Origin of the sequence: Litorimonas sp. (assembly GCA_029936425.1) — a bacterium.
Taxonomy (GTDB): domain Bacteria; phylum Pseudomonadota; class Alphaproteobacteria; order Caulobacterales; family Maricaulaceae; genus Litorimonas.
This window is the reverse complement of record JAPYSU010000003.1, coordinates 244,071-269,383: the sequence shown is the minus strand read 5'-3', so window position 1 is coordinate 269,383 and position 25,313 is coordinate 244,071. Positions and strand designations below refer to the sequence as shown.

Sequence of the window (25,313 nt, the reverse complement as noted above, 5' to 3'; positions counted from 1 at the left end):
TGCATCTGGTCTGTTCACACCTAGCATGACCAGGAAATATGATGGCGTTTAGCAGCTTTAAAAATAAATTATTGAAAAAACGAAATATTCTAATCGCCCTGATAGCGATTGAACTGGCAAGCTTTCCGGCGGCGGCTAAAATGTTAGAGCGTCTATCTGTTTCAGAGGCGCCGACAGCAAGCGTCGTTTTAATAGACTCTATCAACGGTCGAAAGCGGTTTGCAGTGGCAAGTAATGCTCCTTTTTATGTCAGTGCAAATGACGCCGTTGGGAATGTTACAGTCCAAGTCCACAAAAGCGGCCAAATTGGAAAGGCCCGTTTCGGCGACAATGCTCAAATGCCCGGCGTCGCTCTCGTCTGTTCTACAATGAACGGAGAAGACCGTGTGCTTTACCAATCAAAACGCAAAACGAGCTTAAACCAAGGTGAGATTTTAAGTCAGGCTGTGATCGTCGCCATTCACTTTGAACAAAGCGCTGATCCGGATTTCACCATAGATGTTGGCACACCTGACAGCCGCAAAGCGGAAAGCTCCGACTGTCTACCTAGGCTCGTTTAAGCCTTTGCTCTGCAATGCGGTTAGCAATCTGGAGTGTAGAAATTCCCTCTTTGTCAGACGTATTCAAAATCTCGATAATCGTCTCTTTCAGCCCAACCAGCTTTTGCTCAACCCAAGCCGTGCTATACTCACCTGAAACTTCTGTGGCGACATTTATGATACCGCCCGCATTCAAGACAAAGTCCGGCAGATAAGTAATATTTCTTTTTTCCAATAATGGCATGACTTCTTCGGACGCCAATTGATTGTTGGCCGCGCCGGCGATTAATTGAGCTTTAATCTCCGGCACATTTTGAGCGTTAAGCACACCGCCCAAAGCACAGGGGCAGAATATGTCGGCTTCCTGGGCATGTATTTCCCCGATCTCGACGCGGCTTGCATTCAATGCAGCCTCGGCTTTGTCCAACACCTCATTGTTAATATCCGCGACAATAAGACGGGCTCCGCTTTTATGGAGCTTTTCAGAGAGAGCGTAACCGACATGGCCCAAGCCCTGAACCGCAATTGTTTTACCTGATAGATCCTCACTGCCCCACAAATGTTTGGCCCCGGCAAGCAAGCCTCGAAAAACGCCTTCTGCGGTCACAGGAGAAGGATCGCCAGACGCGGCTTTCCCTTTGGAAAGCCCGGCAACATGTTTGGTTTGGGAAGAGATAATGTCCATATCACTGGGAGAAACGCCTACATCTTCTGCTGTGATATAGGTGCCGTTTAAACGATCAATTGCGCGGCCATAGGCCTCAAATAAGCTGACCCGGTCAAATTCCCCGTCAGGATAGATGAGCACAGCCTTTCCGCCCCCCAATGGCAAATCGGCCGCAGCGTTTTTGTAGCTCATGGCCTTGGATAGGCGCAGTGCATCCGTTAAAGCCGCTTCGTCTGAATCATAGCGCCAAAAACGGGTTCCCCCTGCCGCTGGACCTCGCACCGTCGAATGGACAGCAATGATAGCGCGCAGTTGAGAGTCCGGATCACTGGCGAAATAAACGCCTTCGTGGTCAGCAAAATCAGCATGTGAAAAAACAGCCATATACGGCCCCTGTAAGAAGTTACGACAATTGCGCTATATCGAAATTCTAAGGGAATTTCTTGCGTATTTTGTCGCAAAATACAGTCTTTATACTACAAACTTGTTAAACCGGCAGCAGCAGTTTTCAATACGGATAGAGCAAAGGCCCCGCCCGTTCCGTCACCAATATTGATTTTCAAATCTACAATCGGAGTCAGGTCAAGCCGATCCAGAAGTGCTTGATGGGCGGGCTCTATGGACACTTGCGCCGCTATGCAGTGGTCCAGTGTTGCAGGGTTTATACGGTGTAAAACCGCTGCCGCCGTACACACGACATAACCATCCAGAATAACAGGGATGCGTTGGTGCCGTGCGGCCAAAATAGCTCCGACCAATCCGGCAATATCACGGCCGCCATAGTCTCTTAAAATTTCAAGTGGTGACGGCGTATCTTCTCGGTTGTGCCGCTTTGCGCCCTCCTCGACAGCTTTGATACGGGCTTGAGCCCCTTTTTCTGTTCCGCCGGCCCAATAATCTGATGCCCCGCCAAAAAGAGCCTTTGCAATCGCCGCTCCGGCCGTAGCCGCTCCGTATCCCGCATTTCCCAGTACAATAACGTCCGCGCCTTCGGCCACAACTTCCATACCGAACGCAATGGCGGCCGCGCAGTCACGTTCACTGAGTGAGGCTTCTTTGGTGAAATTGGCGGAGGGGTGTTCTATCCCAAATTCATAAACTTTATAGGCAGACCCCAGGTCAGCGGCCATACCCCGCACAGCCGCCTTGCCTTCGGTCAGGCTTTTTACGCGGGCTTTAGACGCCTCGATAATATCAGACCCGAATACGCCGTCAGAAACGCCGTGCGTACCGGCAAAGACCGCGATCAAAGGCCGGGAAAGACTCGGAACTTCCCGGTCCTGCCAGGCCGCGACATTTGCCAAATCCGGACAAAGGCGCCCCAATGGGGATAAGTGTCCGCAGACCTCTTCCATTTTCCGGGTCAAATCATTCCGCTTCCCTTCATTCAGTGTCGGCATAGTCTCGATCAAGTCGAGTATGTCGTCAAAAGGGCGAGCTTGGCTCATATTAAAATCCTGTTTACCGTGAACATAAGAATCCTGCTCACACTCTCTTTTGTTAAAACCTTTCAAAGGCTTTTACGATAGTCAAACTGCATGTTTATGACATCTGGAAACTTATCTGTCAGGCCCGAAAGGCGTTTTCGGTTTATCGGTCCCAGACACGCCCGGTTTTCCTTGTTTGAACGGAGCACCCTAAGGCGGAGCTTACAACGTCTCATGATAGGGTTTGTCTTAAGCCTTGTTGTGATGGCCTGCGCGCCGTCTGAGACTATAGAAACCCAATCCCCGGCTCCCATTCAATCAGAAAACAAAGCGCCCAAATCCGCCTCTGTCGTTACCTTGCGTAAAAATCCAAGTGATGGACAGTTCTGGACACAAGCGCGCGTCAATACCGGATCCGTCAGGTTTCTGGTTGATACAGGCGCGGGCATGGTGGCGCTGACCGAAATGGATGCAAAAAAGGCCGGCATAAAAACGCGCGATCTTGTCTATGATCTACCAATTCGAACGGCAGGCGGCGACAATATGGCAGCGCGCATCGTGCTGGACAGAATTTCGGTGGGAGCCATTACCATAAAGGATGTCGACGCCATAGTCGTTCCGACGGGCCTGGATGTCTCCTTACTGGGCATGACCTATCTGGGAGAACTTCAATTTGTTCAGGCCAGTCCGACGGTCATGACTTTACGGTTTTAAAGCAGGCTCTCGCGCAGCATATTCAGCACGACAAGCATCAGACAGAGTCCAAAAATTTTCTTCAGCATAGAGGCATTTAGCGCGTGAGCGGCTTTCACGCCAAGGGGAACAAAAAATAGTGAGACCCCCGCGATGATGGCAAATCCGGCGATGTTGACGTAACCTAGCGATAAAACAGGTCTCTGGCCGACGCCCCAGCCAGAGATGATAAACCCGGCCGTTGCCGGCAACGCAATTGCCAGTCCAAACCCTGAAGCCGTTCCGATAGCCCTGTGTATTGGTACGTTGCATAGACTTAGCAAGGGAACGCTCAGGGAGCCTCCCCCGATACCCATAAGGGCAGATAACCCGCCGACGGTTGAGCCCACCACTGGCGGCGCCAATCCCCCCGGGACGGACTGCCTGATGACAAAATCGGGACGGCCGAAAATAAATTGAAGGGAGACAAAAAAGGCAATGATAGCAAATAGGGCCGTCAGAGCCTCTCCGGACATTTTAGGAGCAATCCATAAGGCCGCTAAGAAAGAGCCAGCCCCTATCCACAATCCATAACTGCGCCAAATTTGTTTTGGCAACAGGATATCCATATCCACAGAGCCTCGGGCGTGATGTTTGCGCACGGATCGCCAACTATTGACGATGATGACGGCGGCGCTCGTGGCAACGGCTGTATGCATGACTGTTTCATTGGCGACGCCAATCGCCTTCAAGGCATAATGAAGAGCCGGCACCATGACCGCCCCGCCGCCTATTCCAAATAATCCAGCGGCAAAACCGGAAACCATCGCGACGCAGAGCAAGGCGAAAATCAAAAATATAAGGGTTGCAGGATCCACTAAGCCGCGCGTTCCAAAGCGTCAGTAACGACCTGATGGGCCTGAGTAAGAACCTCAGAGGGTTTGATAACGCTTGCCGCGCCTTCACTCAATGCGCGGCGCCAGAGCCGCGCCCCAACCTGTCCGCTATATAGTCCCATGACATGACGAAGCAGGGCTTTTGCCGAGCGGTCCTGCTCCTCGATTGAGTGTAAATACCCGACCAAGCGGGACACTATATCGCTGCGATCAAAATCAGGCGATGGGTCTCCGAAAACCCAGCTATCTATCTCGCTTAGTAACCAGGGCGTATGATAGGCGGCTCGTCCCAGCATAAATCCGTCTAATTGGGTTGTTTCCTGCAAAGAGCTTTCGATGTCTTTGAGGCCTCCGTTCAATTCAATTTTCAAATTCGGAAAACGAACTTTCATCTCTTTAACCAGGTCATAATCCAGAGGCGGCACGTCGCGGTTTTCTTTTGGGCTCAATCCCTGAAGCCAGGCTTTTCGGGCATGAATGATAAAAGTGTCGCATCCCGCTTTGGAGACGGTCTCCAGAAATTCTGGCAGGGTTTCTTCGCAAGTCTGCTCATCAATCCCCAATCGGCATTTTACCGTCACAGGTATTTTTACGGCGTTCTGCATGGCAGAAAAACACTCCGCCACGAGTTCGGGCTCTGCCATTAAACAGGCTCCGAAGCGACCCGACTGGACTCTGTCGGACGGACATCCAATATTTATATTGAGTCCGTCATAGCCATAATCCTCCCCGATTTTAGAGGCCTCGGATAACTTCTCAGGATCGCTGCCTCCAATCTGGAGTATGACCGGATGCTCACTCTCATCAAACCCAAGCAATCTATCGCGAGGTCCATGAATGACCGCATCGGCAACCACCATTTCGGTATAGAGTTCCAAGCGTTTCGAAAGCTGACGGTGGAACCACCGACAATGCCTGTCCGTCCAATCCATCATGGGTGCAACACTTACTGTAAACTCTTGATTTTGCTTCATTTTTTGTTATACTTCAAACACTTAGAAAGGACGCGTGTGCACTCAAATTCACTGGAAATCACCCCGATTCTCTGTGGTACTGCACACGAATTGCACACAAAATGGCAACTATAGTAAAACTCAAATCAGGTAACTACCGCGTACAGATTAGACGCAAGGGTCAGTATGCGTCAAAAACCTTTTCAAGAAAAGCTGACGCAGTCTCTTGGTCACTAGAAGCGGACAGACGAACAGACCAAGGGACAAATATTATAGCACCTAAAGTTTCTGGATTCACGACTTTCGGGCAACTGATAGATTTGCATATTGCGGACATGATTGAGGTCAACAAACCCCTAGGTCGATCCAAAGAGTTTGCCTTGAGAATGCTGAAGAAAAACTTAGGCAGGACAAAACTATCAAGACTGAAAAGGGCGACGATTTTAGAGTATGGACAGAAGCGCGCTAAAGAAGGAGCTGGCCCAGCAACCCTCGCCGCGGATATTTCTTACATTCATACTATTATAATTCATGCTGCTGCAGTTCATGGAGTTGAAATAACAACTCAAGAAGTTGATCTTGCTCGAATCGCATTGAGACGCTTAGGTCTAATTGGCCGTAGCAATGAACGAGATAGACGACCAACCCAGAACGAACTAGATCGTCTTATAAGTTATTTTGAGAATTTCAGCACCACAAACATCCCAATTGCCCGGATTATCAAGTTTGCAATTGCTACCGGCATGCGCCAAAGCGAAATTTGCCGGATAACATGGGAAGACCTCGATGCAAGAACTCGCTGCATCATTGTTAGGGACCGAAAGGACCCTAGGAACAAATACGGAAATCATCAACGCGTACCCCTTCTTGACCTAACGGGGTATGATGCATGGGCTCTTCTCGAAGAGCAAAAATTTGAGTCTCGCGCAACAGGCCGGATATTTCCATATAATAATAAGACTATCGGTACATACTATCGGCGTGGTCGTGACAAATTGGGCATTGTAGACTTGAGATTTCATGATTTCCGTCACGAAGCCACTAGTCGACTTTTCGAAGCAGGGTTAAGTATTGAAAAAGTTGCATTAGTAACAGGACACAAAGACTGGAAAATGCTCAAACGCTATACCCATTTGGACCCTGCCGTGGTTTTTGCGGATTATCGACCACGACAAGTCAGTCCTCTCGCGTCAGTAAAACCTCTATAAAAAATGAGCCCCTTAAGGCTCAACTTTATTTTTGTTTTGAGATGTCAAAGAACTACGCGAACATATTATGAGTTTCTACCTCAGGCTCCCGCATCGTCTTCTTTGTAAGACCTGACCATTTAGCTAATTCATCGATATGATAAAGCACTCTGCGGCCATGCTTGTGAAAACAAGGCCCCCTGCCCGCTGACCTCATATTGTTTAAAGTTCGTGGATTAAGGCGTAAATACTCTGCAGCCTCATCTACAGTTTTATAAGGGCTATCGATTGGACGATGCCGATTTTTTGGTTGCGGCAAACCTTCCTGTTCTCGTTCCATACTTTAACTCCTATTACCTCAATGTGTGGTGCGCGCTTAAATGCGCACCACATCAATTTTTTTGCTTAAGATTATGACTTCGGACGTGACCACACGAGGTCAGCACCATCTTCACGGTGAAACAGCGCGGCATTGATCGGCTTCGTCATTTCAGGCCCGTCAAGCTTCACGCTGATATATTCCAGCGGCTCTGCGTCGTCCTGCGGTTCCGTGACATCATTCCAAGCCACGCCGAGATCACAGCGACCGGATTTTACAAAATAGTCCGGACTGTTTTCCGTTTTCTTTTTCTCATTCGCGACAAAGCGAACCTTTTTACTCGTCATCAATGTTGCGATGGTGCCCTCAAAGCCCGTCGCTGTCGGTTTGAATGTTCCAATAGTAGCCATAGCGTTTTTCTCCTGTGCTTGACGTGGTGGAAATTAGGCCAGCTCGCGCTTGGCCTTTTTGAACCCCGCATCACCGGCAAGAAAACTTGCGAGCATTGACGGGATGAGTGCTGAGATCTCCGCCTTTTCGCCGTAAGCCTTTTCATAGACTTTGGCATAGGCTTCCAACTCAGCTTCCAAGTCCGGCATCACAGAAATTGTGTGCTTGGTTGGCTTGGTATCGGGAAGTTTGTGTAGCTTTAGCTTGGGCGTGCTCATGGGTGGCCTCCATAGGGTTTGAGAATAAGGTCGCGCGACACGATGACGTTAAACCGCCAGCCTTGGCGTACGCGCAATGTGGGTTGAACATTCAGATTGCGGTCAATGATCCGCTGCCCGGCAATGTTCGCTGTGTCTTGGCCTGCGTTCTGTAAGGCTCGCGTCAGGCGGTCAGTATCATCGCTGGCCAATTCTGACCCGATCGAGAGAAGCGATGACAGAGCAGCGCCTTTGATGAACTGCCAAGTATGGCGATCCACCTTGTCTTTCAAGCCTGCAAAACCTTGGCTGTCAGAGCCCGGTAAATTGTCAAGCTGAATGCTATCGCCATTAGGCAAGATAAGCCGCGTCCAGACTACAAGCGCGCGGCTCTGACCAAAAGCAATGACGCTATCATAGCGCCCCATGAGACGGGATCCTTGCGGGATGAGCAGATGCTGCCCTGTCACCGTATCATAGACGTTCTCGGTCACTTGACCGATAACTTGGCCCGGTAGGTCAGAGTTTAACCCTGTGACCAATGACGCCGGGATGATGTTACCCGCCATGACCTGATAAGGTGAGCGCGGCGATACAAGGCCATGCGAATTGTAAATATCATCCGCGCCCCGCTCCAAGAAGGCCTGCTTGTCGACTTGCCCATTTGGGTCACTCTCAGCGTTCCCTAAATCAAACCCGGAAGGCGGCGCGGGATAACCGGGCATCTCGGGCACCGGAAATCCGAGGCCTTGGCTTAACGGGTCAACGGTTGCGGCCCCCGCATATTGCTGAACCTGACCGCCCGCGGCTTTACGGCCCACGTCAAAGAACAAACTTTGAGTAGATGGTCCTGGAGTCGGCGGATTATAGGCAGGCGCTGCAGGCTGATATGAAGGCTGCGCAGGCGCGCTATAGGCTCTTCGTTTAGGTCGAGATGTCTCTAACGCGACGGCGACTTGGGCAGGTGTCGGCAAAACCTGATCTTTAGCCAGATACGCCTCGCCTAAGTCACCGGGCAAGGGTGGCCCCAGCTTTGGCTTCATCTCTTCATAGCTCTTGGGCAGAAGCTCTAATCCTGCCGCCATCGGCTTATGGGTGACATTGTAGAGCTCTTCCGCCTTTTCATCGTGCTGGGGTGATTGAAGCGCCATGGCCAAAGCTCCGAACATAACAGCGCCTAATACCAGACTTCCGCCGAGGAGCGCCTTGCGGCTAAACCGACGAACAGCGCGCGGCCGTGCCCGTATTGAGAGATTGGGAGGCGCTTCGCTCATGCCAGTGACACTCACGACTGCCGCTCAATACGGACGACCGTTTGATCTTTCTCGCCCAGCCGCAATTCAGCGGCGTCGAATAAGCGATCAACGACATAATAGCCGTCTCTGACGCGGTAATTGACAAGTTTACTGATGGTGCCTTTTCCGTCCGTGACAAATAAGGGCGGCGCTTCAGAAGCAGCTAACCCTTGGGGAAATTCTATGAAGACTTTCGACCCATCATCGAACACCCGTGTCGGCCGCCAATGCGGTGTGTCGCCTTTAATGACATAATCAAAGCGCAGATCATCAGCGTGCAAGCTTGCATCCACACGCTCATAGCTTGCCTTGGTGACAAGGCTTTTTTCCGGCGCGGCCTGTCTCAAATTTCGGATAGCTTGCTGCGGATAGCGCCAAGACACCGCTGCCATATAAGTGTCGGCGAAAGATTTCAGATCCAAATAATAGGTACGCCGCGTGGAGGTGATAATGGCATTAGTCGAAAGATTGGCTGCCATGGGCTTCACCAAAATATGCACCTGCTCATTTACGCCGCTGCCTGAAACCGTATCGCCTACCGTCCAGCGTTCTGTGTCCCCTGCGGAGACCGTGATAAGCCCTTCACCCTTTTCCAATGCAATGTCGGTGACCTGCGTTGGGGAGGTGTAGACCTGATAGAGTGATCCCGGCGTGTAGGGATAAAGCTGAATCGCGTTGAGGTAATTATCGGTCGTCGGCTTCACAATGGCGGCATCATTGGCGTAGCTGACGGCTTGAAAGCCGGACAAAGATGGCCCGCCATCAAATAGATCCACATCAAGCGGCATAGGTTTCATCTGCCCATCCATTATCAAGCTTGGCATCGTCTGGGCCGCGTAATCGTCAGCTTCACTTAAAACGTCATAGACTTGTACAGGTTCAGGCACGTAGAGCGCTTTGGACATTTCATCCGGAGTCGTCACGCTTCCCGATTTTATATTGCCCCATGCGCCTTCAAGAGTGGCACAACCTGATAGATTAACAGCGGAAACCAAAATTGATGTGGTGAGGATTAGGCGTGCTTTGTGTGATGTCTGTTTCATTGTGAGGCTCCCGCTGCGTTGAGGTCTTTTGACCAGTGAAGTCCGTGGACATAGAGACCGAGTGGATTGCGATGCAGGGTCTCCGCGTCCGTCGGCGGCTTGGTGATGATTGAAAGGCTCGCCGTGTAAGTTTGCGTGGTGAGCTGCGCGCCATTACGGAAAGATTTTTCGCGCCAACGCACTTCAAAGCTATCCTCGGATGAGCGCACGATACTCGTGACATCCACGGTCACACTGCGCTGCCCAATATCGGCAAAAGGATCATTCTCATTGGCGTAGGTATTGAGCATAAGCGCCGCTTGATCTGTGGCGTAATTATAAGCGTTCAGCCAATTATCACGCAGAACAACAGGGTCGATTGAGACTGACCGGACATTGCTTATGAAGCGCGCTAATTGATGCGCAATCTGCGCGTCTGAAGGTTTGAAATTTGTATGCGCCGGACCTGACGCTTTAACCGCGCCGCTTTCGTCCACTTCAACCACCCAAGGCACGATGCTGGCTTGAGCGCTTTGATATATCAGGCCGCTTGTCGACAGCGCGGCTAATCCCATGGCGCCGCAAAAGGCCAAGCACCATCTATTGCCGCGCGCATTGGCTCGTCCTAGTCGGCGGTCTTCTTTTTGCCCCGCGCGTTGATACGGCGTCTCAGGGACAGGTGTTTTTCCAAATTTCGACTGGTTACGTTTCCATTTCATCGTCTTGTCCTCCTATTCAGATTTATGCGTCCGGGTTTAAGGATGGGCCGCTTCCACTGCCGCCGCCATCACCGCCGCGAAGCGCATTTGTGGCAGTGCGCGTGGCATGACGGGTTTGCTGTTGGCGATGAACCTTCTTGGCCCAATTCGGCCCTTTGCCCGTTTCACCCGAGCCGGAACCTCCGCCCCCATCCTTACGAGGGGGTTTCATGCCTTTGGACAAAGCGGCCATTCCGCCGCGCATGCCATTGCCATGTGCCGTTGATACTGCGCCGCCTGCTGCGAGCGCTTTACGGCCTCCGGCTTTCGCGACTGACATCACGCCCGCTTGAGCTACGGCACCTACCCCCGCCGCCGCGCCTTTAAGACCGCCGCCTTGGGACATACTGCCCAGCGTGAAGGCCACTTTGGAACCGCCCGCCATAGAGGCTCCCGCTTTGACGGAAGCCGCTGCGCCTTTCCCGATCCCTTTAATGCCGGCCCCTGCGACGGCGCCTCCAGCCAGAGCGCCTGCGCCGACTGCCGCCATCGTGCCGACCGCTGCGCCAGCGCCTAATTGCGGCGCGCCGGAAACCAAGCCTGTTGCGATACCAGGGCCGAAAATACCAAGAGCGAGTAAGGCCATTGAGCCAAGCATGATGGAGGCCGCATCTTTCAGGGTGATAGGCACTACCGTATCAGGAGCACTCGCAGGCGGCGCGAAAGCTGATGTAATGTCGCCAAAGATTGTCGAGCCAATCCCTATAATAATCGCAAGCACCATAAGTTTGATGCCGCTGGCCACGACGTTTCCAAGGACCTTCTCTGCTAAGAAAGATGTCTTATTCCAAAGCGCGAAGGGTATCAGTATAAACCCTGCCAGCGTCGTCAGCTTGAACTCAAGAATAGTTACAAAGAGCTGTATCGCGATAAAGAAGAAAGCGAACATCGTGATGATCCACGCCAAAAACAGCGCGACAATCAATACGATGTTGTGAAAGAACTTCACAGGCCCGGTAAGCTCGCCTATCTGCGTCAAAATCGGGTGGGCCGCCTGAAAGCCCGTATTGGCAATGAAGCCCGGGCGAAGCAAATCATCAGCCGTCATTGTTGTGGCCGTCGCTTTTAGGCCAAGCCCGCCAAAGCTATTAAAGACAATATTTGCGAGGCCGGAAAAGTTTGTGATGATCAGCGCGAAGACGCCAACATACATAACTTTTTTGAGGAATTTTCCGATGACGGAGTTGTCAGATCCCATCGCCCAATAAAGACCCGCCAAGGTAATATCGATGCCAATAAGGATAGCTGTGAGATATTGGACCTCGCCGCCGAGCAAACCAAAACCGCTATCTATATAGCTTGTGAAGGTGACGACAAATTCGTCAATCACGCCGAGACTTGTGGGATCAGCCATTACGGTGTGCCCCCAATATAGGCGTTATCTGCGCTACCCATGAAAAGCCGTCTGCGAGCGCGGGCCTCTTTTTCGAGGGCGAGTTGGCGCGACATTTCAAGACTGTTTGCCCGCGCTTGGGTGATTTGCATTTGCTGCGCTTGCATTGATTGTTTGACGAGTAGGCCCATCAATTGATTTGTCGATTGCGTGGCTTGCAGCTCGCCCACCGAGCTGTGGCTTGAATTCATAAGCTGACTGAGCAAGGCCTGATCTTCTTGGAGGCTTTCAACCATTTTTGACTGCATGAGCATGGCGTCATTTTGCGCGCGCTCTGACATTTCAAACTGCGCTTCGGCTTGCACCATGAGTTCATCTTGCGACATGCCGTCATAGCTCTCAGGAAAGTGCTCTCTGATAAGCTGGCGTGTGCGGTTTACATCGTAAGCCACGTTTTCTGCTTGCCGGTTCAAATAGGCTATCTCATTCAAGATGCGGTTCAAATCAGTGGCAGAGTTCACGTCCAGTCTGGAGAGATGCTTAGCCTGATTGATCAGCATATTGGCTTCATTACGAAGCTGTTGCGCTTGGCGAATAATCTGCGTGTAGCTGCGAACGGCCGTGTAGAAATTTTGCACATAGTTTGCCGGGTCATAAACAACCCCGCCAAATTGGGCATGACTTGAGGGCGCATGGGAAAGCCCCATAGCCGCAATGATAGCGATTGTGATTATTCCGCGACGTCGAGCCATGGGACATACTCCTCTTCATGAAATTGGTCAGCCATAAGGTCTGCGGCCCATTCCAGGCCCTTGAAGCGCAGCCAATGGGCTGCAAAATTATCGGGGCCGCCTAATTCAAGGACGCGGTCAATCTGGGTTTGGCCTTCCTCTGAACCCACCGCGCAAAAGGCGAGCGCGACCGGGCCAAGCTGTAAATCAAACAGGCGATTGCCGCCGTGACTTTGAAAGTAATAATCCCGCTTGGGCGTGGCCGAGGCGATGATTTGAACCTGCCGCTTATTCAGGCCAAAGCGGTCATAAGCTTCTTTTTGCTGCGGCTCCATTGCGCGGTTATTGGGAAGAAATATCCGTGACAGGCAGCTTTCAATAATCGCAGGCGCAATGGGGCTGCTCGCAATATCTGCAAGTGATTGCGTCGCGAAGATAACGGAGACGTTCTTCTTTCGCAGGACTTTTAGCCATTCGCGAATACGGTCAGCGAACATTGGATCATCGAGAAAGACCCAGGCCTCGTCCAGTATCAAGAATGTGGGTTTACCGTCAAAACGCGATTCAAGCTTATGAAAGAGATAAGTCAGCACGGGCGCAACAAGCGCCTTTGAGTGCATCAGCTCTTCCATCTCGAAAGCCTGCACGGCGTTATCGCGCAAGGTGTCTTTATTGCCGTCGAGAATGTGACCGTAAGCGCCCTCAAGTGTGAACGGCTTTAGCGCCAGACGTAAGTCGCTATCTTGAATTAGAGCTGAGAGGCCTGTGAGCGTGCGCTGCTCTTCCGGCGCGCTGGCGAGGCTTTGCAGAGCAGTCCAAACTGTATTTTCAATCTCCGCCGTGACATCGACGCCTTTAGATGTAAGCAGACCGCTGATCCATTCGGACGCCCATGCGATCTCTAAGGGCTCATCAATCTCTCGCAGGGGCTGAAACACCAAACCCGAGTTCGTTTCGCCCAGAGCATAGAAATCACCATCAAGCGCTTCAATCATGGCGCGTGATGACGCGCCTTTATCAAAGGTGAAAACCTGCGCGTTCGGGTAGCGTTTGAACTGCATGGATAGCAGATTGAGTAAGACTGATTTACCTGCGCCCGTGGGGCCAACGACCAGCGTATGCCCGACATCGCCTTGATGGGTGACCAGACGAAACGGCGTATGATCTTCCGTTGTCGCGTATAGGAGCGGCGCACCGCCAAGATGGTCATTGCTTTCAGGTCCCGCCCAAACGGCTGAGAGCGGCATCATATGGGCGAGGTTCAATGTCGAAACTAACGGGACCCGCACATTCGCATATGGATTGCCGGGATGCGTCCCAAGCCAAGCGTCAACGGCATTGACCTTTTCATGGATGGTGACAAATCCGCGTCCGTTGATAATGCGCTCAACCGCTCTAATACGTGCTTCAGCTACTGTCGCGTCTTCGTCCATCACGCATATAGCCGTCGTCATGTAACCGTAGGACACATAGTCCCCGCCGAGATCTTGCAAGGCGGCATCCGCATCGATCGCTTTATTGTCAGCATCGCTATCAACAAGCGGTGTGGTCTCATTCATCAGCGCTTCTTTAAGCAGCGCGACAACAGACTTACGCTTGGCGAACCATTGCCGCCGGGTCTTTGTAATGATCTTTGAGGCTTCGGCTTTGGAGAGCGGCAAAAAGCGCGTCATCCAGCGGTATGAGAAACCCAATGTGTTCAGTTCATCCAAGATACCCGGCGTTGTCTCGCTCGGAAACCCAAGGATCGTCACTGTATGAATTGAGTGCTCACCAAGACGCGGCACAAGCCCGCCAACAAGATCGGCCCCGCCAATTAAACTATCAAGATAGGCAGGCGTTTTAGGCGTTTTTATTGGGTGACGTTTTGGCGAAACCGTTGAATGCAGATATGTCAGCACCCCATCATCATCCAGCCACTCCGCCATCGGAAATTGACTTTGCAAAAGATCTAAGCATCTGTCGCATTCCGACATGAAGCTTTGAAGATGGTCTTGAACAGACACGCTTTTATCATCGGCTGGCGTCTCTATAATCCAGCTTTCTGCCTTACTCGATCTGTCCGCAGGCGGCAGAAATTGGAAGGTCAAGTAATAGACGCTTTCGAATAAATCGCGCTGACTGGACTCTTCTTCAAATTCGCCCCGACGTTCCTGCTCAACAATCCAAGCAGCAGGATCAATAAATTCAGACACAGGATATTTGCGGGCTGGAATACGGGCGGCTTCAAAATAGAGCGCCCAGCCTGAGCCGAAACGGCGAAGTGCATTATTAAGGCGCGCACAGGTCGCCACTAATTCTTCCTCAGTCGAGCTTTCAAGGTCAGGACCCCGAAACTCTGCCGTGCGCTGAAAACTACCGTCTTTATTGAGCACTGTGCCCGGTGCAATCAGAGCCGTCCAAGGCAGGTAATCCGACAGGCAATCCGGCCGCTTTTGATATTCGCTTAAATTCATCATGCGAGATACCCTTTGTGTTTAATGTGGCGGACCAGAACTTCCATGAACTGCGGATCACGCGAGGCGAAGAAGACGCAAAGCGTATGGGCGCAGACATAATAGATGATGCCGAGTAGCCAGAGCTGGAGGCCAAGGCCCAAAGCCGCCGCAAGTGTGCCGTTGAGGATGGCCGCCGTTCTCGGAACTCCGCCTAATAGGATGGGCTCGGTCAATGAACGGCGCACCGGAATGGTGAAACCTTCAGGAAGCTGATATGCGGTCGCGTCAGCCATTAGATGACCGCGCCGCCTGTAAAGCTGAAGAATGACAGGAAGAAGCTTGTCGCCGTGAAAGCAATCGACAGGCCAAAGACAATTTTGATGAGATTGCGCATGCCGCCGCCCGCATCACCAAAGGCTAGGCCAATGCCTGTCATAATGATTGCTATTGTGCCAAAAATCTTGGCAACCGGGCCTTCAATAGATTGCAGAATACTTGTCAGCGGCCCTTCCCACGGCATGGCTGAGCCTGCTGCGTGAGCCGTCTGCGGCATGAGCATCATAATCAAAACAATGAGTGCCGCGCCGTAAATTAGCCGTTGATTTATCGTCCCGTGTGTTAGTGGTCCGTACATGAGTTACCTCCGTCAAATGTGAGTTTAGGAATGGAAGACGACGCTGTGAGCGGTTCGAGCTGATAGCCCTTCTCCGTCACATCAATGAGGCGCGCGATTGTCTGCACGCGGCGTTTGGAGCCTCGTCCGGAAATGAAGACAATCACGTCGATGGCCTCCGCAATTAGAGTCCGCGGCACAATGGCCACGCCCTCTAAAATCAGTTGTTCAATCCGGCCCAAGGCCGCTTTTGCAGAATTTGCATGGACGGTCGCAATGCCGCCGGGATGGCCCGTCGTCCAAGCCTTAAGCATGTGGAGGGCTTCCGGCCCGCGCACTTCGCCAACAATGATGCGGTCCGGGCGAAGTCGCAGGGTCGAGCGCACCAAATCCGCCAGCGTTACATTCAAGCCGTGTGTGCGAAGCGCTACTGTGTCCTTGGCTGCGCATTGAAGCTCGCGCGTATCTTCAAGAATGACAACGCGGTCGCCTGTGTCTGATATTTCCGACAGTAAGGCATTGGCCAAAGTGGTTTTGCCGCTGGAAGTCCCGCCAACAATGAGGATGTTTTGACGAGAGGTGACCGCGTATTTTAGAGATTCCGATTGCTCGTAAGTGAGGCTGCCGGCTGTGACATAATCATCCAGCGTGAAGACCGCGACAGCTCCCTTGCGAATGGAAAAACACGGCGCTGACACAACGGGCGGCAAAACGCCCTCAAAACGCTCACCATTTCCCGGAAGCTCCGCGCTGATAATTGGCGCTTTTGTTGTCACGTCCTGATTGATGTGACTGGCGACGAGGCGCACGACGCGCTCGCCCTCATCAGGGGTCAACACGCTATCTGTATCGAAACGCCCAACGCCCAATTTATCTAGCCATAAACGCCCATCGGGATTGAGCATGATCTCAACGACCTTTGGGTCATCTAAGGCCTGAGTGATGACAGGCCCGAGTGCTGTGCGCAGCATTGCAAGCGTGCGGTCTGATGTGGCGGCTGACTGAAGGCTAGACATCTGCGGTCTCCTTCTTCTTTTTTGAGGTCTTGTTTGGTGTGGACGCTTTCTTCTTTTGTAATTTTTCGAGAAGCTGAATTTCATCAAGACGGAAAAACTCTTGGTCAGACACCAGCACGTCAGACAGAGCTTGTTTGAATGTCTTGCCGCCCATGCGCATTTTAGCGCCGAGCTGATCTACGAATTGATTCATCAGCCCCACGCCGCGCGCGGCGCGCGCATCGGTATCAGCCTTTGATATTTGAGGCGCCATTGTGAAGTAGAAATGCAGAAATAGAGCGAAGGTCTCAGAATGTAGATTGAGATCGCGCGAATGCCGATGATTATGACGGATCATCATATCCAGCTTTTCGAGGATACGGGCATCTCGTGCGTCGTCATGCTCGAAAGTGAAACAGGATGACAAAGCATCATTGATGACGCGGGATTTTGTTTTACCCAAGGCGCGCGCCCGCACATCTAAAAGGGCTGCGTTCTCCGGTGTGATACGCGCGCGAACGCGGGCTGTGAGTTCATTGCTCATCGTTACATTCCAAGGTCTATATCTGTGCTGCGGGTCAGGTCATGGGCGCGGGCAAGATTGGCGGTATCTCTGACAAACTCGCCGAGTTTGATTGCGGGTGTGAGGTCGTCGTCTTCAGAGACATCACGAGACTTTTCCCCGGCATTGTTTGGTGAATGCGAGGGCTCGTGTCCGCTGAGTTCAGGGCTTCGCTCTTTGCCGCCGCTATCTTCATCCTCATCAGTGTCAGTCTTTATATTTAAGGCTGACGCGATTTTTTCCTGCACGGCTTTGTCTGTTTCAGTGTAGAGTCTGTCATCCACCGGCCGTGTCGCATCACCCCACATGCAAGACGATGAAGGGGGCAAATCGTCTGTGCCATTCGGGGAGAGAGTCGGAGGGTTTTGGACACGGCCAGTGAAATTCTTGTCCGCATAATAGCGAATTTTTTGAGCTTTGATGGGCGAAAAACCTGACAGCAAGATGAGCTGTTGATGGCTTGGCAACTGCATAATCTCGCCCGGCGTGATGAGCTGACGCGCCGTTTCTTGCCGAGAGACCATGACGTGGGAAAGCCAAGGGGCCAGGCGATGACCTGCATAGTTTCGCATGGCCCGCATTTCCGTCGTGCTGCCAATGGCATCAGACAGACGCTTGGCCGTGCGCTCATCATTGGTCGCAAAGGCAACCCTTACATGGCAATTGTCGAGGATCGAATTATTAGGGCCGTAAGCTTTTTCAATCTGATTGAGCGATTGCGAAATCAGGAATGCCCGCAATCCATACCCAGCCATGAAGGCCAAAGAGCTTTCAAAGAAATCAAGACGACCCAATGCGGGAAACTCATCAAGCATAAGCAAGAGTTGGCGCTTAGCCGTCTTGTCACCGCTGACGACAAGCTCTTCCGTCAAGCGGCGGCCAATCTGATTGAGAATAAGACGAACCAGCGGTTTCGTGCGCGAGATGTCAGATGGCGGAATGACCAGATAGAGCGAGACGGGTTTGTCTGCCGCCATAAGATCGGCGATGCGCCAATCACATTTTGATGTTACCTCGGCGACCGTGGGATCCCGGTAAAGACCGAGAAAGCTCATAGCCGTTGATAAAACACCTGAGCGCTCGTTTTCAGATTTATTAAGGAGTTCACGCGCTGCTTGTGCGACCACCGGATGGACTTTTGCCGTTGCCCGGTTACCGAGATGATTGGTTTTCATCATAACCCGTAGCGTCTTTTCAAAAGAGCGGTTCGGGTCAGAGAGGAATGAGGCTACGCGAGCCAGCGTCTTATCGCGCTCTGCGTAGAGTATATGAAGGATAGCGCCGACCAAGAGGCTGTGCGCGGTCTTTTCCCAATGGTTGCGGCGCTCGAGCATCCCTTCGGGATCAACAAGGATGTCGGCAATATTTTGGACATCGCGCACTTCGCACTCGCCCTTACGGACTTCTAAAAGCGGATTATACTTCGCGCTCTGGGCATTGGTTGGATCGAACAGCAGGCAGTGAGAAAAAGTTGAGCGCCAGCCGGAAGTGAGCTGCCAGTTCTCGCCTTTGATGTCATGAATAACGGCGCTGTCTGTCCAAGACAGAAGCGTTGGAACAACTAGGCCGACGCCTTTACCGGAGCGCGTCGGCGCAATGGCCATGACATGCTCCGGGCCGTCATGACGGATATAGTCATGCGTGGTGCGGCCAAGGAAAACGCCGCGTTCACCAAACAGACCGGCCTTCTTGATTTGCTTGTCATTCGCCCAACGAGACGAGCCAAATGTGTTCAGCGCTTTGGCGGAGCGTCCACGCAATACTGACCCAATGACCGCAAAGATAATCCCGAGAAAACCGCCTCCCGCTGCAATCTGTCCCCCTCTGGAAAAGATGTGCGGTGCATAGGCATCAAACTGATACCACCATTTGAACAGGCTCCAAGGCGCATAAATTTTATGATTGCCAAGCTCTGCGAATCCCGTTCCCAAGTAAGCATCGTAATCAAACTGAAGCGCCACCCACTGGGTAGCATACCATGTCGTCAGAATGATCGTCGTGAAAACAACGAGTATCTGTCCAATCAAGATATTTTGTGGCGACATTACCTAAGTCCTTCAATTGCGATGGACTTAGGCTGTCAGAAATGTCGATTTTTGGTCTAGTTCCTAAATAGTGAAATCGCGTGAACTATTATGACTTTCTATGAACTTCTGTGAGTTTCTGTGAAAATGATAGATTTGCAAAAGTACCCACCACATTGGCCGCGCTCAGGCAAACAAGTATCTCTTTCTCAAACGTATGAAGCTATAAAGAAGGATTTTTTCGGGCGGCTCGCGCAGGAGATATCCTTAAACCGGACATCTGCTAAGTTAGTTTTACATACTTCGTTCCATCACAAAGTAGTTCAATTGACTATGCAAGTTTTCAATTGCGAGTAGTTACTTAAGTCCTATTCTTAAGGTAGTCGAATCAGCGTTGGACTTTAATGAAATATCTTGAAAATTCTTCCATACCTTCCATCAATGACCTAACTATCGATCACTACGAGACATTAGCAGTTCAGACCAACCAATACTCGTCCAAGGCGGAAGTTGCGCTTGATAATATTATGCTCGGCTTTTTTGGCGAAGCTGGAAGCCTCTTAAGCGTCGTAAAAAAGAAAACACGCGATGACATTTCCAGCGCACGATACCATCATGCTGTCGAAGAAGAACTTGGTGACTTTCTCTGGTATTACACCATGGTTTGCCATTTAAGTGGTATACGGCTCTCCGAAATTGCTACTCTGTCCGCCAATCGTGACATCAAAAAGCCAAGACCCAAAGTACGGTTTTCGGATGTACAACAGCAATTTTCACGATCACGTAAAACAGAAATGTCTCGCCTAATTCGACAGCTAATCTCACTAGCTGGGGAAGTTGGAGATTTGACAGACTTCTATGCGCGCAATCGACAGAAACACAGTAGCGAACAGATAACCGGATACTTAATACCAATCATGAAGTCACTTTTACGCGCGGCAAGTGCAGCCGGTATCGATCTTCAAAGCGCAGCTGTAGACAATCTATACAAAACCTTTGACCGCTGGCCTCATGGCAAGAAAGTATATCCGTCCCTTTTGGATTCAGAGCATGAGGATAAAACTGAGCGCTTGCCACGCAAGTTTCAAATACGTGTTGAGCAGCGTATCAAGCGCGGAAAACGTTATGTCTTCCAAACCTGTAATGATATCAATATTGGTGACCCACTTACCGACAACATTCGAGACGAAGACTTTTATCGTTTTCACGATGTGTTTCACTACGCTTACGCGGCCAAGCTTGGCTGGTCTCCAGTCACAAGAGCGCTTTTTAAACTCAAACGAAAATCTGATCCAACGACTGATGAAGCCGAAGACGGTGCTCGTGCAATCCTGATTGAAGAAGGGCTGGCAACCATGATTTTTAATCACGCGAAAAGCGCGAACATGTTCCAAGATGTAAAACCTGGGGAATTATCCTTCGATTTGCTCAAAACAGTTCGTGAATTCGTCGCCGGTTATGAGGTGGAAAGTATGCCGCTCTGGCTTTGGGAAGAAGCAATTTTGGAGGGGTTTGCTTGTTTTCGGTTTCTCAAGGAAAAAAAGGCTGGAATAATCAAACTAAATTTGGACAAGCACAGCATAAGCGTGTCAGAGCTTCGGGCATGACAATCAATCGATTCATTTCAGATTTAGCAGCCTATCAAGGTGTCAGCACGTTCAATCCATACTCTGATCAGTGCGATACTTTTGATCGATATGACGCCGCCAAAATCCGTCGTTCCAATCTACGCAATATGATTATTGCCGCACTCGACGGAAAAGCAACCACGTTGTGGGTGGCGCGTGATCTAGGTTATCGTGGCGGACGTCGCACTGGACTGGCACTCACTGATGAAGCGCACTTGTCACATGCTAGCGATTTGTTGGGCGGCGCGTCCTTTCGTAAAGCAACTAAAGGCCCAACCATGGCCGAGCGAACTGCGACCGTGATGTGGAACACACTCATTCGTATAGAAGAGCCTGTAATGCTTTGGAACGTATTTCCGTTTCACCCTCACACTCCCGACGAGCCGATGAGCAATAGAAGTCATACGAGTCGAGAACGAGACGAAGCCAGACCATTTTTAGACGCACTTATTCAACTTTTATCGCCTAACAAAATTATTGCAGTAGGCAGAGACGCAGAACGGGCTGTTGAGGATTTAACAGTTCCTGTGGAGCGAGTTAGACATCCAAGTTACGGCGGTCAATCAGAGTTCGTTTCGCAGGTGGAAGCTCTTTACAATCTCATGCCGTCTCAGCCGCTTGTGACGGGATCACTTCGCTTACAATAGCTTCACAATCCAAAATAAGCTGTTTCGCACCACCTTTGTTCCATGCACTACTGCCACGTTTCTTGTCAGTCACTCCGGCATCAAGTTCGGCATATGTAGAGTGGATAGTTAAGCTTCCTGGCTCGTGACCGCTCTCCCGAGCGATAAATGAAAGTAGACGACCTAATCCAATAAGATTACCTAGTGTTTTTGCCATATAGAAGTGGCTTCGATATAGCGCAGTCATATGGAGTCGAACGTTATCACCGTCTAATTCAGGTTTGATTTCGATAAAGCTCAGACATTGCCTACCCCGAAATTTGTTCGCATCCCGCACAGGATGGTAAAGGCTCAACTCATACATATGGTATCTGTTCTTTTCATCTGAAGCCGCTGGACCAAATTTTTTCAGGTTGATAATCATCGTTTCTAGTTGATTTTCAGTTTTCCCATCGCGACTCTTTTTCCAATTCGTAAGTCGATGAAAATATCGCCCCCAATCCGGCACCGCTTTTTTGATTCGGGGGAATTGCCGATCATAACGCTCATACAACAACTCACGCTTCCCCGGCACATATAATTGTTCCGGGAAAATCGTGTTTGCGACGGTCGATATCGGGAAAGATTTGTGCTCTCTGAGAAATTGATCAACTCGGGAAATCACTTCGTGGTCTGTTTCACTGTGGTTCACTGGATCAGTAATGTGCAAAACCAGCCCATATAAAGAGCCAACATCGCGCAGTTTTTGAGCCGCGGCAAGCCACGCTTCAACACAGGTTTTGCTTGGCCGCATCGGGTTGTAGTGTGAAACCATCCTAAATCTCCTTGAGGCGAAATCCGCCCATCCATCTGTCTTTAATGTGAGAATCGCTAATCCAAGCATATCCATTTTCTCCCCAAGACGCTCCCCATGAGTTCCGGATTAGAAGGTGTGGCGCAGCATTATACTCTCCATGTCCTACTGCCAATAACGCATGACCGGCTCCCTGCGATGGGTGTTCGGTTTCATCGGCGATAACGGCTTCCCCAGACACTTGGGTCCATGTCTGAAAAGCTCTCCCAATATTTAAGCCGATAATCGAGGGTTGCGACACTTCGAGTCCTTCTACAATTTTGGAGAACGCGGGCGCCATCATGCTCTCAGCGTGATATAAATTGCTCGGCTTTTTCGCTGGTGGCTTCCATCGGGTTGGGTCAATCGGTGCCGCGTCATAGGGCCAGTGTGACTCGTGTGGTTGTCCTTTTTGTTTAAGAACATGCTGCGTAGACGGCAGAGTGGAGCCAGCATTAGGTGGATCCCCAGCATGAGAGACAGCGTGATAATAGAGCCACTCAACGCATAAGGGATCCGTACATCCGTGGAGATACACATGGGCGTCAGTAGCTGCAAATGCTAGGCATGTGGGACGCCTGCCTTGATTGCCAACGATTGCAAACTCCGGGCGCATATCTGTATGAACCTCAACCTTGCTCATTTTGCACGGAGCAACCGATCACGCTGAGGTTCATAGAGACCAGCTTCGCGAGACTTTGTATTCGTATAGGTAAAACTGAGAGATTTTGCTTGATCAGATGGGTCCCAAGATTTTTCTTCGTGCAGTGTATACTGCCCTTCGGGCAGACTACTAGGATCACCAAGAATGAAGCGCCTATTCTGTCCTCCGAGCTTGTGAGGATGAAGGGCATTGCTCTCGTCTTTAAGAACTACAAATCCAGCTTTCTCAAGCTCATCATATGTCCACAAATATCCAGCGCTTTTGTGCTCATCCAACTTTAGTAAGAATAGGTCTTCTCTGTTAGCTTCAATGACCACACCTTCGTCCCGCTCAGTGAGACGCCATACATCACGATTTGCCCACCCGTCGACTTTGTGGCCATCCACAAGGTCAGCTTTCAGAGAGCGAGGTGGAACGCTAACGAGCTCTTTTCTTAAGCCGCGACTGATTAAATTTTCTCGTTCGAATGCGTAAAGCGTAGCAGAGTAACTAGCCCCAAATCTGAGCGAAGCTTGATAAGCACATTGTGGGTTTTCATAATCGCGCCGCGATAAACCATTCGCGCGATGATGATTTGCTATGAGGAATCGCGGTAGCAGGAAATGCGACGCAAACGCGTCGGCTTCGCGTTCCTGTAAGGGCACACGGTTGTAGCGACCGACACCCAGAGGTACTCTACGCAGTATATTTTCATCGTCCGCATGCGGCCTATGCCCCATCACAAGGTGGCCGAGTTCATGACCTGCAGTAAATCTTTGAACTCCCACTGGGCGTTGAGTTGTAATAATAATGCCGCTCTCGCCGTCTTCTTGCATGTAAGCGCCGAGCAATTTGTCCAATGGTTGAAACATTAGCATTGCACCTGAACGCGAGATTGCGTCAAACACATCTACCCTCAGCGAGTTCCCAATGCGGTCGGGTGTTGCCAAGTCGCGATGCAATCGCATCGCCGCTCGCATACCCCGCAGTATGGCCTGACGATCATTGCGAAGCGTCATCACTCACCTTCGACTTCGCTTTCAGAAATTCGGCAAATTTTTGAAGCTCGCTACGGTCAGTCTGCGAAAGCTCGCTAGCAGTTCTTGCTAGGAACTCAACATCAGCTGGGACGCCTTCGACCACATCTTCGGTAAACCACGATGTCGGCTTTTGATAGAGTTTTGCTAAGCGTTGCAGTTCAAGTGCGCTAATTGCTCGTTTACCGCTTTCAATCTCGGAAACACCTGAACGTGGTATTTGAAGAAATTCGGCAACTTTGGCCTGACTTATTCCAAGGTATTCGCGGGCCTCCTTCAATCGTTGCTGCAATCTTTCTTTGTCATTTTCAGGTCCAGCAAATCCCATTCTTGATTCACTCATTGCGCGACCTCCTCCTCTTTCGTTTCCACCCAAGCTTTTTCAGCTTCATTCAAAAAGGCGGTTACGCAACTCTCCACATCGGAGAATCCTCCCGCAGGGATTTTGTCCTCGGAAATTGTCAAATTAATTTCATCTTCAATCCGAAGAGATATTCTGAGGGCATTTAGAGAATCTATTTCGGGTTCCCATGATCCCTTTCTATCGTTCCCGCCACGCATTATGGCCTCGTCCTTTATCGACTTAATTTCATCGCGAATCGCACGCTCTAACTCTGCTTTAGGAAATGACATTATCGTTCCGTCTCTTATTCCGACCTTTCCTTTATATATGTCGGAATATCCGACATGTCAAGTAACCATTAATTCTCCAACGGAAATTGCTTTCCCAAAGCTAAAAATTATACTGCCCGATCGTAAATCCTTAAGTCTGTTATGCCCCGTCTAAGACTACAGACTATCGTTTCAGAACACTATGATGAGCCCAGCCGGTTTTGGTAAGCACAAGGTCGTCATCTTTAGCTATACTTGGGTTAGATATTCTCTCCGGCAGCCATTCATATTGCTTAGATATAGCCGAATCATTCGCCCACGGCGCAATGTCCACCAACTTGTAGGTATATTGAACGCTACTGACTTTCACGCCCATTGCCTCGGCTGGTTCCGTGAAATTGATTATCTAAACAACTTGAGACGTCCCGTAACAGAGCTGACCCGCTCCTGTGCTGAAAGCTCCTGCGTCCAATTTGGCGGGACGTAAGAAGGTCTTTCCTTTCTCTGAAAACCTGTAGCCAATCCAATCGGCTTTTCCTGTGACTTGCCCGCTAAAGTTTTTTGTATCTTTTTGATAGGTAACAGCGTCCATAAGGCCCAAGTCCACAAGACCATTGTAAAACAACAATTGCTTGTCTTGAACGCGGCCATCCGTTCTAAATTCTTGAATGATTCCTTCAGCATTTGGCTCGCTCCCAACCCTGAGGCATTGTTTCATTTGCGCGTAGTGTGCGTTCAGCGCCGCTTCAAAATTGGCTTCATTCGCTGCCTTCGGATCAGTGCCGCAAGCTGTCACAAAGAGCGCCGCTCCTGACAATAGCAAAAGCGCTTTAATTGAAAAAGTCATAGTCCTATCT

Annotated in this window: 29 protein-coding genes; 5 read left to right on the top strand and 24 right to left on the bottom strand. The window is 50.7% G+C overall.

All coding sequences use genetic code 11. The features are described 5' to 3' along the window. Positions 1 to 71 precede the first annotated feature (71 nt). The gene (locus ACN0IC_RS04585) at positions 72 to 560 is read left to right on the top strand and encodes a hypothetical protein (RefSeq protein ID WP_416877582.1); all 489 of its coding nucleotides are present in this window, start codon (positions 72 to 74) and stop codon (positions 558 to 560) included. Here the strand turns inward: ACN0IC_RS04585 and ACN0IC_RS04580 are convergent. After that, positions 547 to 1,590 carry a Glu/Leu/Phe/Val family dehydrogenase gene (locus ACN0IC_RS04580; RefSeq protein WP_416877581.1) on the bottom strand — a complete coding sequence of 348 codons (1,044 nt, stop codon included), beginning with the start codon at positions 1,588 to 1,590 and terminating at the stop codon, positions 547 to 549. The two genes, ACN0IC_RS04585 and ACN0IC_RS04580, sit on opposite strands and share 14 nt — an antisense overlap. A gap of 92 nt (positions 1,591 to 1,682) precedes the next feature. Continuing rightward, positions 1,683 to 2,654: a nicotinate-nucleotide--dimethylbenzimidazole phosphoribosyltransferase gene (locus ACN0IC_RS04575; protein ID WP_416877580.1), complete on the bottom strand. Its 972-nt coding sequence runs from the start codon at positions 2,652 to 2,654 to the stop codon at positions 1,683 to 1,685. Positions 2,655 to 2,867: 213 nt separating this feature from the next. Here ACN0IC_RS04575 and ACN0IC_RS04570 point away from each other — a divergent pair, with 213 nt between their 5' ends. After that, the gene (locus tag ACN0IC_RS04570; RefSeq protein ID WP_416877579.1) at positions 2,868 to 3,347 is read left to right on the top strand and encodes a retropepsin-like aspartic protease family protein; all 480 of its coding nucleotides are present in this window, start codon (positions 2,868 to 2,870) and stop codon (positions 3,345 to 3,347) included. Here ACN0IC_RS04570 and ACN0IC_RS04565 read toward each other — a convergent pair. Both ACN0IC_RS04565 and dusA read right to left on the bottom strand, forming a co-directional pair. Next, positions 3,344 to 4,183, bottom strand: coding sequence for a sulfite exporter TauE/SafE family protein (locus ACN0IC_RS04565; RefSeq protein ID WP_416877578.1), 840 nt, complete (start codon positions 4,181 to 4,183; stop codon positions 3,344 to 3,346). The two genes, ACN0IC_RS04570 and ACN0IC_RS04565, sit on opposite strands and share 4 nt — an antisense overlap. After that, the gene (gene dusA / locus ACN0IC_RS04560; RefSeq protein WP_416877577.1) at positions 4,183 to 5,175 is read right to left on the bottom strand and encodes a tRNA dihydrouridine(20/20a) synthase DusA; all 993 of its coding nucleotides are present in this window, start codon (positions 5,173 to 5,175) and stop codon (positions 4,183 to 4,185) included. The genes ACN0IC_RS04565 and dusA overlap by 1 nt, the downstream gene beginning before the upstream one ends. Before the next feature lie 101 nt (positions 5,176 to 5,276). Between dusA and ACN0IC_RS04555 the strand changes: the two genes are divergently transcribed. Then, complete coding sequence (locus ACN0IC_RS04555; RefSeq protein WP_416877576.1) at positions 5,277 to 6,362, top strand: site-specific integrase; 1,086 nt, start codon at positions 5,277 to 5,279, stop codon at positions 6,360 to 6,362. A 52-nt stretch (positions 6,363 to 6,414) separates the two neighbouring features. On the opposite strand, the gene ACN0IC_RS04550 is transcribed toward ACN0IC_RS04555, so the two are convergent. From ACN0IC_RS04550 to ACN0IC_RS04485, 14 genes are all read right to left on the bottom strand, one after another. Next, positions 6,415 to 6,681, bottom strand: coding sequence for a helix-turn-helix domain-containing protein (locus tag ACN0IC_RS04550; protein WP_416877575.1), 267 nt, complete (start codon positions 6,679 to 6,681; stop codon positions 6,415 to 6,417). A gap of 71 nt (positions 6,682 to 6,752) precedes the next feature. Then, complete coding sequence (locus ACN0IC_RS04545) at positions 6,753 to 7,070, bottom strand: DUF736 domain-containing protein (RefSeq protein WP_416877574.1); 318 nt, start codon at positions 7,068 to 7,070, stop codon at positions 6,753 to 6,755. Between the two features lie 33 nt (positions 7,071 to 7,103). Further along, entirely contained in the window at positions 7,104 to 7,328 is a 225-nt protein-coding gene (locus tag ACN0IC_RS04540; RefSeq protein ID WP_416877573.1) for a DUF2274 domain-containing protein, read from the bottom strand. After that, positions 7,325 to 8,596, bottom strand: coding sequence for a TrbI/VirB10 family protein (locus tag ACN0IC_RS04535; RefSeq protein ID WP_416877572.1), 1,272 nt, complete (start codon positions 8,594 to 8,596; stop codon positions 7,325 to 7,327). The genes ACN0IC_RS04540 and ACN0IC_RS04535 overlap by 4 nt, the downstream gene beginning before the upstream one ends. After that, on the bottom strand, positions 8,593 to 9,645 hold the full coding sequence (gene trbG, locus ACN0IC_RS04530) for a P-type conjugative transfer protein TrbG (RefSeq protein ID WP_416877571.1): 1,053 nt from the start codon (positions 9,643 to 9,645) through the stop codon (positions 8,593 to 8,595). The genes ACN0IC_RS04535 and trbG overlap by 4 nt, the downstream gene beginning before the upstream one ends. After that, the gene (gene trbF, locus ACN0IC_RS04525) at positions 9,642 to 10,343 is read right to left on the bottom strand and encodes a conjugal transfer protein TrbF (protein WP_416877570.1); all 702 of its coding nucleotides are present in this window, start codon (positions 10,341 to 10,343) and stop codon (positions 9,642 to 9,644) included. Before trbF ends, trbG begins: the two co-directional genes overlap by 4 nt. Positions 10,344 to 10,365: 22 nt before the next feature. Continuing rightward, positions 10,366 to 11,736: a P-type conjugative transfer protein TrbL gene (gene trbL, locus ACN0IC_RS04520; RefSeq protein ID WP_416877569.1), complete on the bottom strand. Its 1,371-nt coding sequence runs from the start codon at positions 11,734 to 11,736 to the stop codon at positions 10,366 to 10,368. Beyond that, positions 11,736 to 12,467, bottom strand: a complete 732-nt coding sequence (trbJ, locus tag ACN0IC_RS04515; protein ID WP_416877568.1) for a P-type conjugative transfer protein TrbJ — start codon at positions 12,465 to 12,467, stop codon at positions 11,736 to 11,738. Before trbJ ends, trbL begins: the two co-directional genes overlap by 1 nt. After that, on the bottom strand, positions 12,446 to 14,905 hold the full coding sequence (trbE, locus tag ACN0IC_RS04510; RefSeq protein ID WP_416877567.1) for a conjugal transfer protein TrbE: 2,460 nt from the start codon (positions 14,903 to 14,905) through the stop codon (positions 12,446 to 12,448). Before trbE ends, trbJ begins: the two co-directional genes overlap by 22 nt. Further along, complete coding sequence (locus tag ACN0IC_RS04505; protein ID WP_416877566.1) at positions 14,902 to 15,177, bottom strand: VirB3 family type IV secretion system protein; 276 nt, start codon at positions 15,175 to 15,177, stop codon at positions 14,902 to 14,904. Before ACN0IC_RS04505 ends, trbE begins: the two co-directional genes overlap by 4 nt. Then, positions 15,177 to 15,518: a TrbC/VirB2 family protein gene (locus ACN0IC_RS04500; protein ID WP_416877565.1), complete on the bottom strand. Its 342-nt coding sequence runs from the start codon at positions 15,516 to 15,518 to the stop codon at positions 15,177 to 15,179. Before ACN0IC_RS04500 ends, ACN0IC_RS04505 begins: the two co-directional genes overlap by 1 nt. Continuing rightward, positions 15,503 to 16,513 (bottom strand): P-type conjugative transfer ATPase TrbB, encoded by a 1,011-nt coding sequence (gene trbB / locus ACN0IC_RS04495; protein WP_416877564.1) that lies wholly within the window; start codon positions 16,511 to 16,513, stop codon positions 15,503 to 15,505. The genes ACN0IC_RS04500 and trbB overlap by 16 nt, the downstream gene beginning before the upstream one ends. Then, a complete protein-coding gene (locus tag ACN0IC_RS04490; protein WP_416877563.1) occupies positions 16,506 to 17,036 on the bottom strand; it encodes a hypothetical protein in 531 nt (176 codons plus the stop codon). The genes trbB and ACN0IC_RS04490 overlap by 8 nt, the downstream gene beginning before the upstream one ends. A gap of 2 nt (positions 17,037 to 17,038) precedes the next feature. Beyond that, positions 17,039 to 19,099: a conjugal transfer protein TraG gene (locus ACN0IC_RS04485; protein ID WP_416877562.1), complete on the bottom strand. Its 2,061-nt coding sequence runs from the start codon at positions 19,097 to 19,099 to the stop codon at positions 17,039 to 17,041. A gap of 383 nt (positions 19,100 to 19,482) precedes the next feature. Between ACN0IC_RS04485 and ACN0IC_RS04480 the strand changes: the two genes are divergently transcribed. After that, the gene (locus ACN0IC_RS04480) at positions 19,483 to 20,685 is read left to right on the top strand and encodes a nucleoside triphosphate pyrophosphohydrolase family protein (RefSeq protein WP_416877561.1); all 1,203 of its coding nucleotides are present in this window, start codon (positions 19,483 to 19,485) and stop codon (positions 20,683 to 20,685) included. Beyond that, positions 20,682 to 21,353 (top strand): uracil-DNA glycosylase, encoded by a 672-nt coding sequence (locus ACN0IC_RS04475; protein ID WP_416877560.1) that lies wholly within the window; start codon positions 20,682 to 20,684, stop codon positions 21,351 to 21,353. Before ACN0IC_RS04480 ends, ACN0IC_RS04475 begins: the two co-directional genes overlap by 4 nt. Here ACN0IC_RS04475 and ACN0IC_RS04470 read toward each other — a convergent pair. The 6 genes from ACN0IC_RS04470 to ACN0IC_RS04445 all read right to left on the bottom strand — a co-directional run bounded on the left by ACN0IC_RS04470 (position 21,307) and on the right by ACN0IC_RS04445 (position 25,303). Then, a complete protein-coding gene (locus ACN0IC_RS04470; RefSeq protein ID WP_416877559.1) occupies positions 21,307 to 22,146 on the bottom strand; it encodes a hypothetical protein in 840 nt (279 codons plus the stop codon). The two genes, ACN0IC_RS04475 and ACN0IC_RS04470, sit on opposite strands and share 47 nt — an antisense overlap. Position 22,147: 1 nt before the next feature. Beyond that, on the bottom strand, positions 22,148 to 22,807 hold the full coding sequence (locus tag ACN0IC_RS04465; protein WP_416877558.1) for a C1 family peptidase: 660 nt from the start codon (positions 22,805 to 22,807) through the stop codon (positions 22,148 to 22,150). After that, the gene (locus ACN0IC_RS04460) at positions 22,804 to 23,826 is read right to left on the bottom strand and encodes an ImmA/IrrE family metallo-endopeptidase (protein ID WP_416877557.1); all 1,023 of its coding nucleotides are present in this window, start codon (positions 23,824 to 23,826) and stop codon (positions 22,804 to 22,806) included. The genes ACN0IC_RS04465 and ACN0IC_RS04460 overlap by 4 nt, the downstream gene beginning before the upstream one ends. Further along, complete coding sequence (locus tag ACN0IC_RS04455; protein WP_416877556.1) at positions 23,810 to 24,187, bottom strand: helix-turn-helix domain-containing protein; 378 nt, start codon at positions 24,185 to 24,187, stop codon at positions 23,810 to 23,812. The genes ACN0IC_RS04460 and ACN0IC_RS04455 overlap by 17 nt, the downstream gene beginning before the upstream one ends. Further along, positions 24,184 to 24,477: a hypothetical protein gene (locus tag ACN0IC_RS04450; protein WP_416877555.1), complete on the bottom strand. Its 294-nt coding sequence runs from the start codon at positions 24,475 to 24,477 to the stop codon at positions 24,184 to 24,186. Before ACN0IC_RS04450 ends, ACN0IC_RS04455 begins: the two co-directional genes overlap by 4 nt. A 385-nt stretch (positions 24,478 to 24,862) precedes the next feature. Next, positions 24,863 to 25,303, bottom strand: coding sequence for a hypothetical protein (locus ACN0IC_RS04445; protein WP_416877554.1), 441 nt, complete (start codon positions 25,301 to 25,303; stop codon positions 24,863 to 24,865). Positions 25,304 to 25,313: the final 10 nt, after the last annotated feature.

Bases quoted from the DNA above. Each gene is read 5' to 3' on its own strand.
- ACN0IC_RS04580 (WP_416877581.1), bottom strand. From the start codon at position 1,590: ATGGCTGTTTTTTCACATGCTGATTTTGCTGACCACGAAGGCGTTTAT.
- ACN0IC_RS04575 (WP_416877580.1), bottom strand. From the start codon at position 2,654: ATGAGCCAAGCTCGCCCTTTTGACGACATACTCGACTTGATCGAGACT.
- ACN0IC_RS04570 (WP_416877579.1), top strand. From the start codon at position 2,868: ATGATAGGGTTTGTCTTAAGCCTTGTTGTGATGGCCTGCGCGCCGTCT.
- dusA (WP_416877577.1), bottom strand. From the start codon at position 5,175: ATGAAGCAAAATCAAGAGTTTACAGTAAGTGTTGCACCCATGATGGAT.
- ACN0IC_RS04555 (WP_416877576.1), top strand. From the start codon at position 5,277: ATGGCAACTATAGTAAAACTCAAATCAGGTAACTACCGCGTACAGATT.
- ACN0IC_RS04550 (WP_416877575.1), bottom strand. From the start codon at position 6,681: ATGGAACGAGAACAGGAAGGTTTGCCGCAACCAAAAAATCGGCATCGT.
- ACN0IC_RS04545 (WP_416877574.1), bottom strand. From the start codon at position 7,070: ATGGCTACTATTGGAACATTCAAACCGACAGCGACGGGCTTTGAGGGC.
- ACN0IC_RS04540 (WP_416877573.1), bottom strand. From the start codon at position 7,328: ATGAGCACGCCCAAGCTAAAGCTACACAAACTTCCCGATACCAAGCCA.
- trbG (WP_416877571.1), bottom strand. From the start codon at position 9,645: ATGAAACAGACATCACACAAAGCACGCCTAATCCTCACCACATCAATT.
- trbF (WP_416877570.1), bottom strand. From the start codon at position 10,343: ATGAAATGGAAACGTAACCAGTCGAAATTTGGAAAAACACCTGTCCCT.
- trbL (WP_416877569.1), bottom strand. From the start codon at position 11,736: ATGGCTGATCCCACAAGTCTCGGCGTGATTGACGAATTTGTCGTCACC.
- trbJ (WP_416877568.1), bottom strand. From the start codon at position 12,467: ATGGCTCGACGTCGCGGAATAATCACAATCGCTATCATTGCGGCTATG.
- trbE (WP_416877567.1), bottom strand. From the start codon at position 14,905: ATGATGAATTTAAGCGAATATCAAAAGCGGCCGGATTGCCTGTCGGAT.
- ACN0IC_RS04505 (WP_416877566.1), bottom strand. From the start codon at position 15,177: ATGGCTGACGCGACCGCATATCAGCTTCCTGAAGGTTTCACCATTCCG.
- ACN0IC_RS04500 (WP_416877565.1), bottom strand. From the start codon at position 15,518: ATGTACGGACCACTAACACACGGGACGATAAATCAACGGCTAATTTAC.
- trbB (WP_416877564.1), bottom strand. From the start codon at position 16,513: ATGTCTAGCCTTCAGTCAGCCGCCACATCAGACCGCACGCTTGCAATG.
- ACN0IC_RS04490 (WP_416877563.1), bottom strand. From the start codon at position 17,036: ATGAGCAATGAACTCACAGCCCGCGTTCGCGCGCGTATCACACCGGAG.
- ACN0IC_RS04485 (WP_416877562.1), bottom strand. From the start codon at position 19,099: ATGTCGCCACAAAATATCTTGATTGGACAGATACTCGTTGTTTTCACG.
- ACN0IC_RS04480 (WP_416877561.1), top strand. From the start codon at position 19,483: ATGAAATATCTTGAAAATTCTTCCATACCTTCCATCAATGACCTAACT.
- ACN0IC_RS04475 (WP_416877560.1), top strand. From the start codon at position 20,682: ATGACAATCAATCGATTCATTTCAGATTTAGCAGCCTATCAAGGTGTC.
- ACN0IC_RS04470 (WP_416877559.1), bottom strand. From the start codon at position 22,146: ATGGTTTCACACTACAACCCGATGCGGCCAAGCAAAACCTGTGTTGAA.
- ACN0IC_RS04465 (WP_416877558.1), bottom strand. From the start codon at position 22,807: ATGAGCAAGGTTGAGGTTCATACAGATATGCGCCCGGAGTTTGCAATC.
- ACN0IC_RS04460 (WP_416877557.1), bottom strand. From the start codon at position 23,826: ATGACGCTTCGCAATGATCGTCAGGCCATACTGCGGGGTATGCGAGCG.
- ACN0IC_RS04455 (WP_416877556.1), bottom strand. From the start codon at position 24,187: ATGAGTGAATCAAGAATGGGATTTGCTGGACCTGAAAATGACAAAGAA.
- ACN0IC_RS04450 (WP_416877555.1), bottom strand. From the start codon at position 24,477: ATGTCATTTCCTAAAGCAGAGTTAGAGCGTGCGATTCGCGATGAAATT.
- ACN0IC_RS04445 (WP_416877554.1), bottom strand. From the start codon at position 25,303: ATGACTTTTTCAATTAAAGCGCTTTTGCTATTGTCAGGAGCGGCGCTC.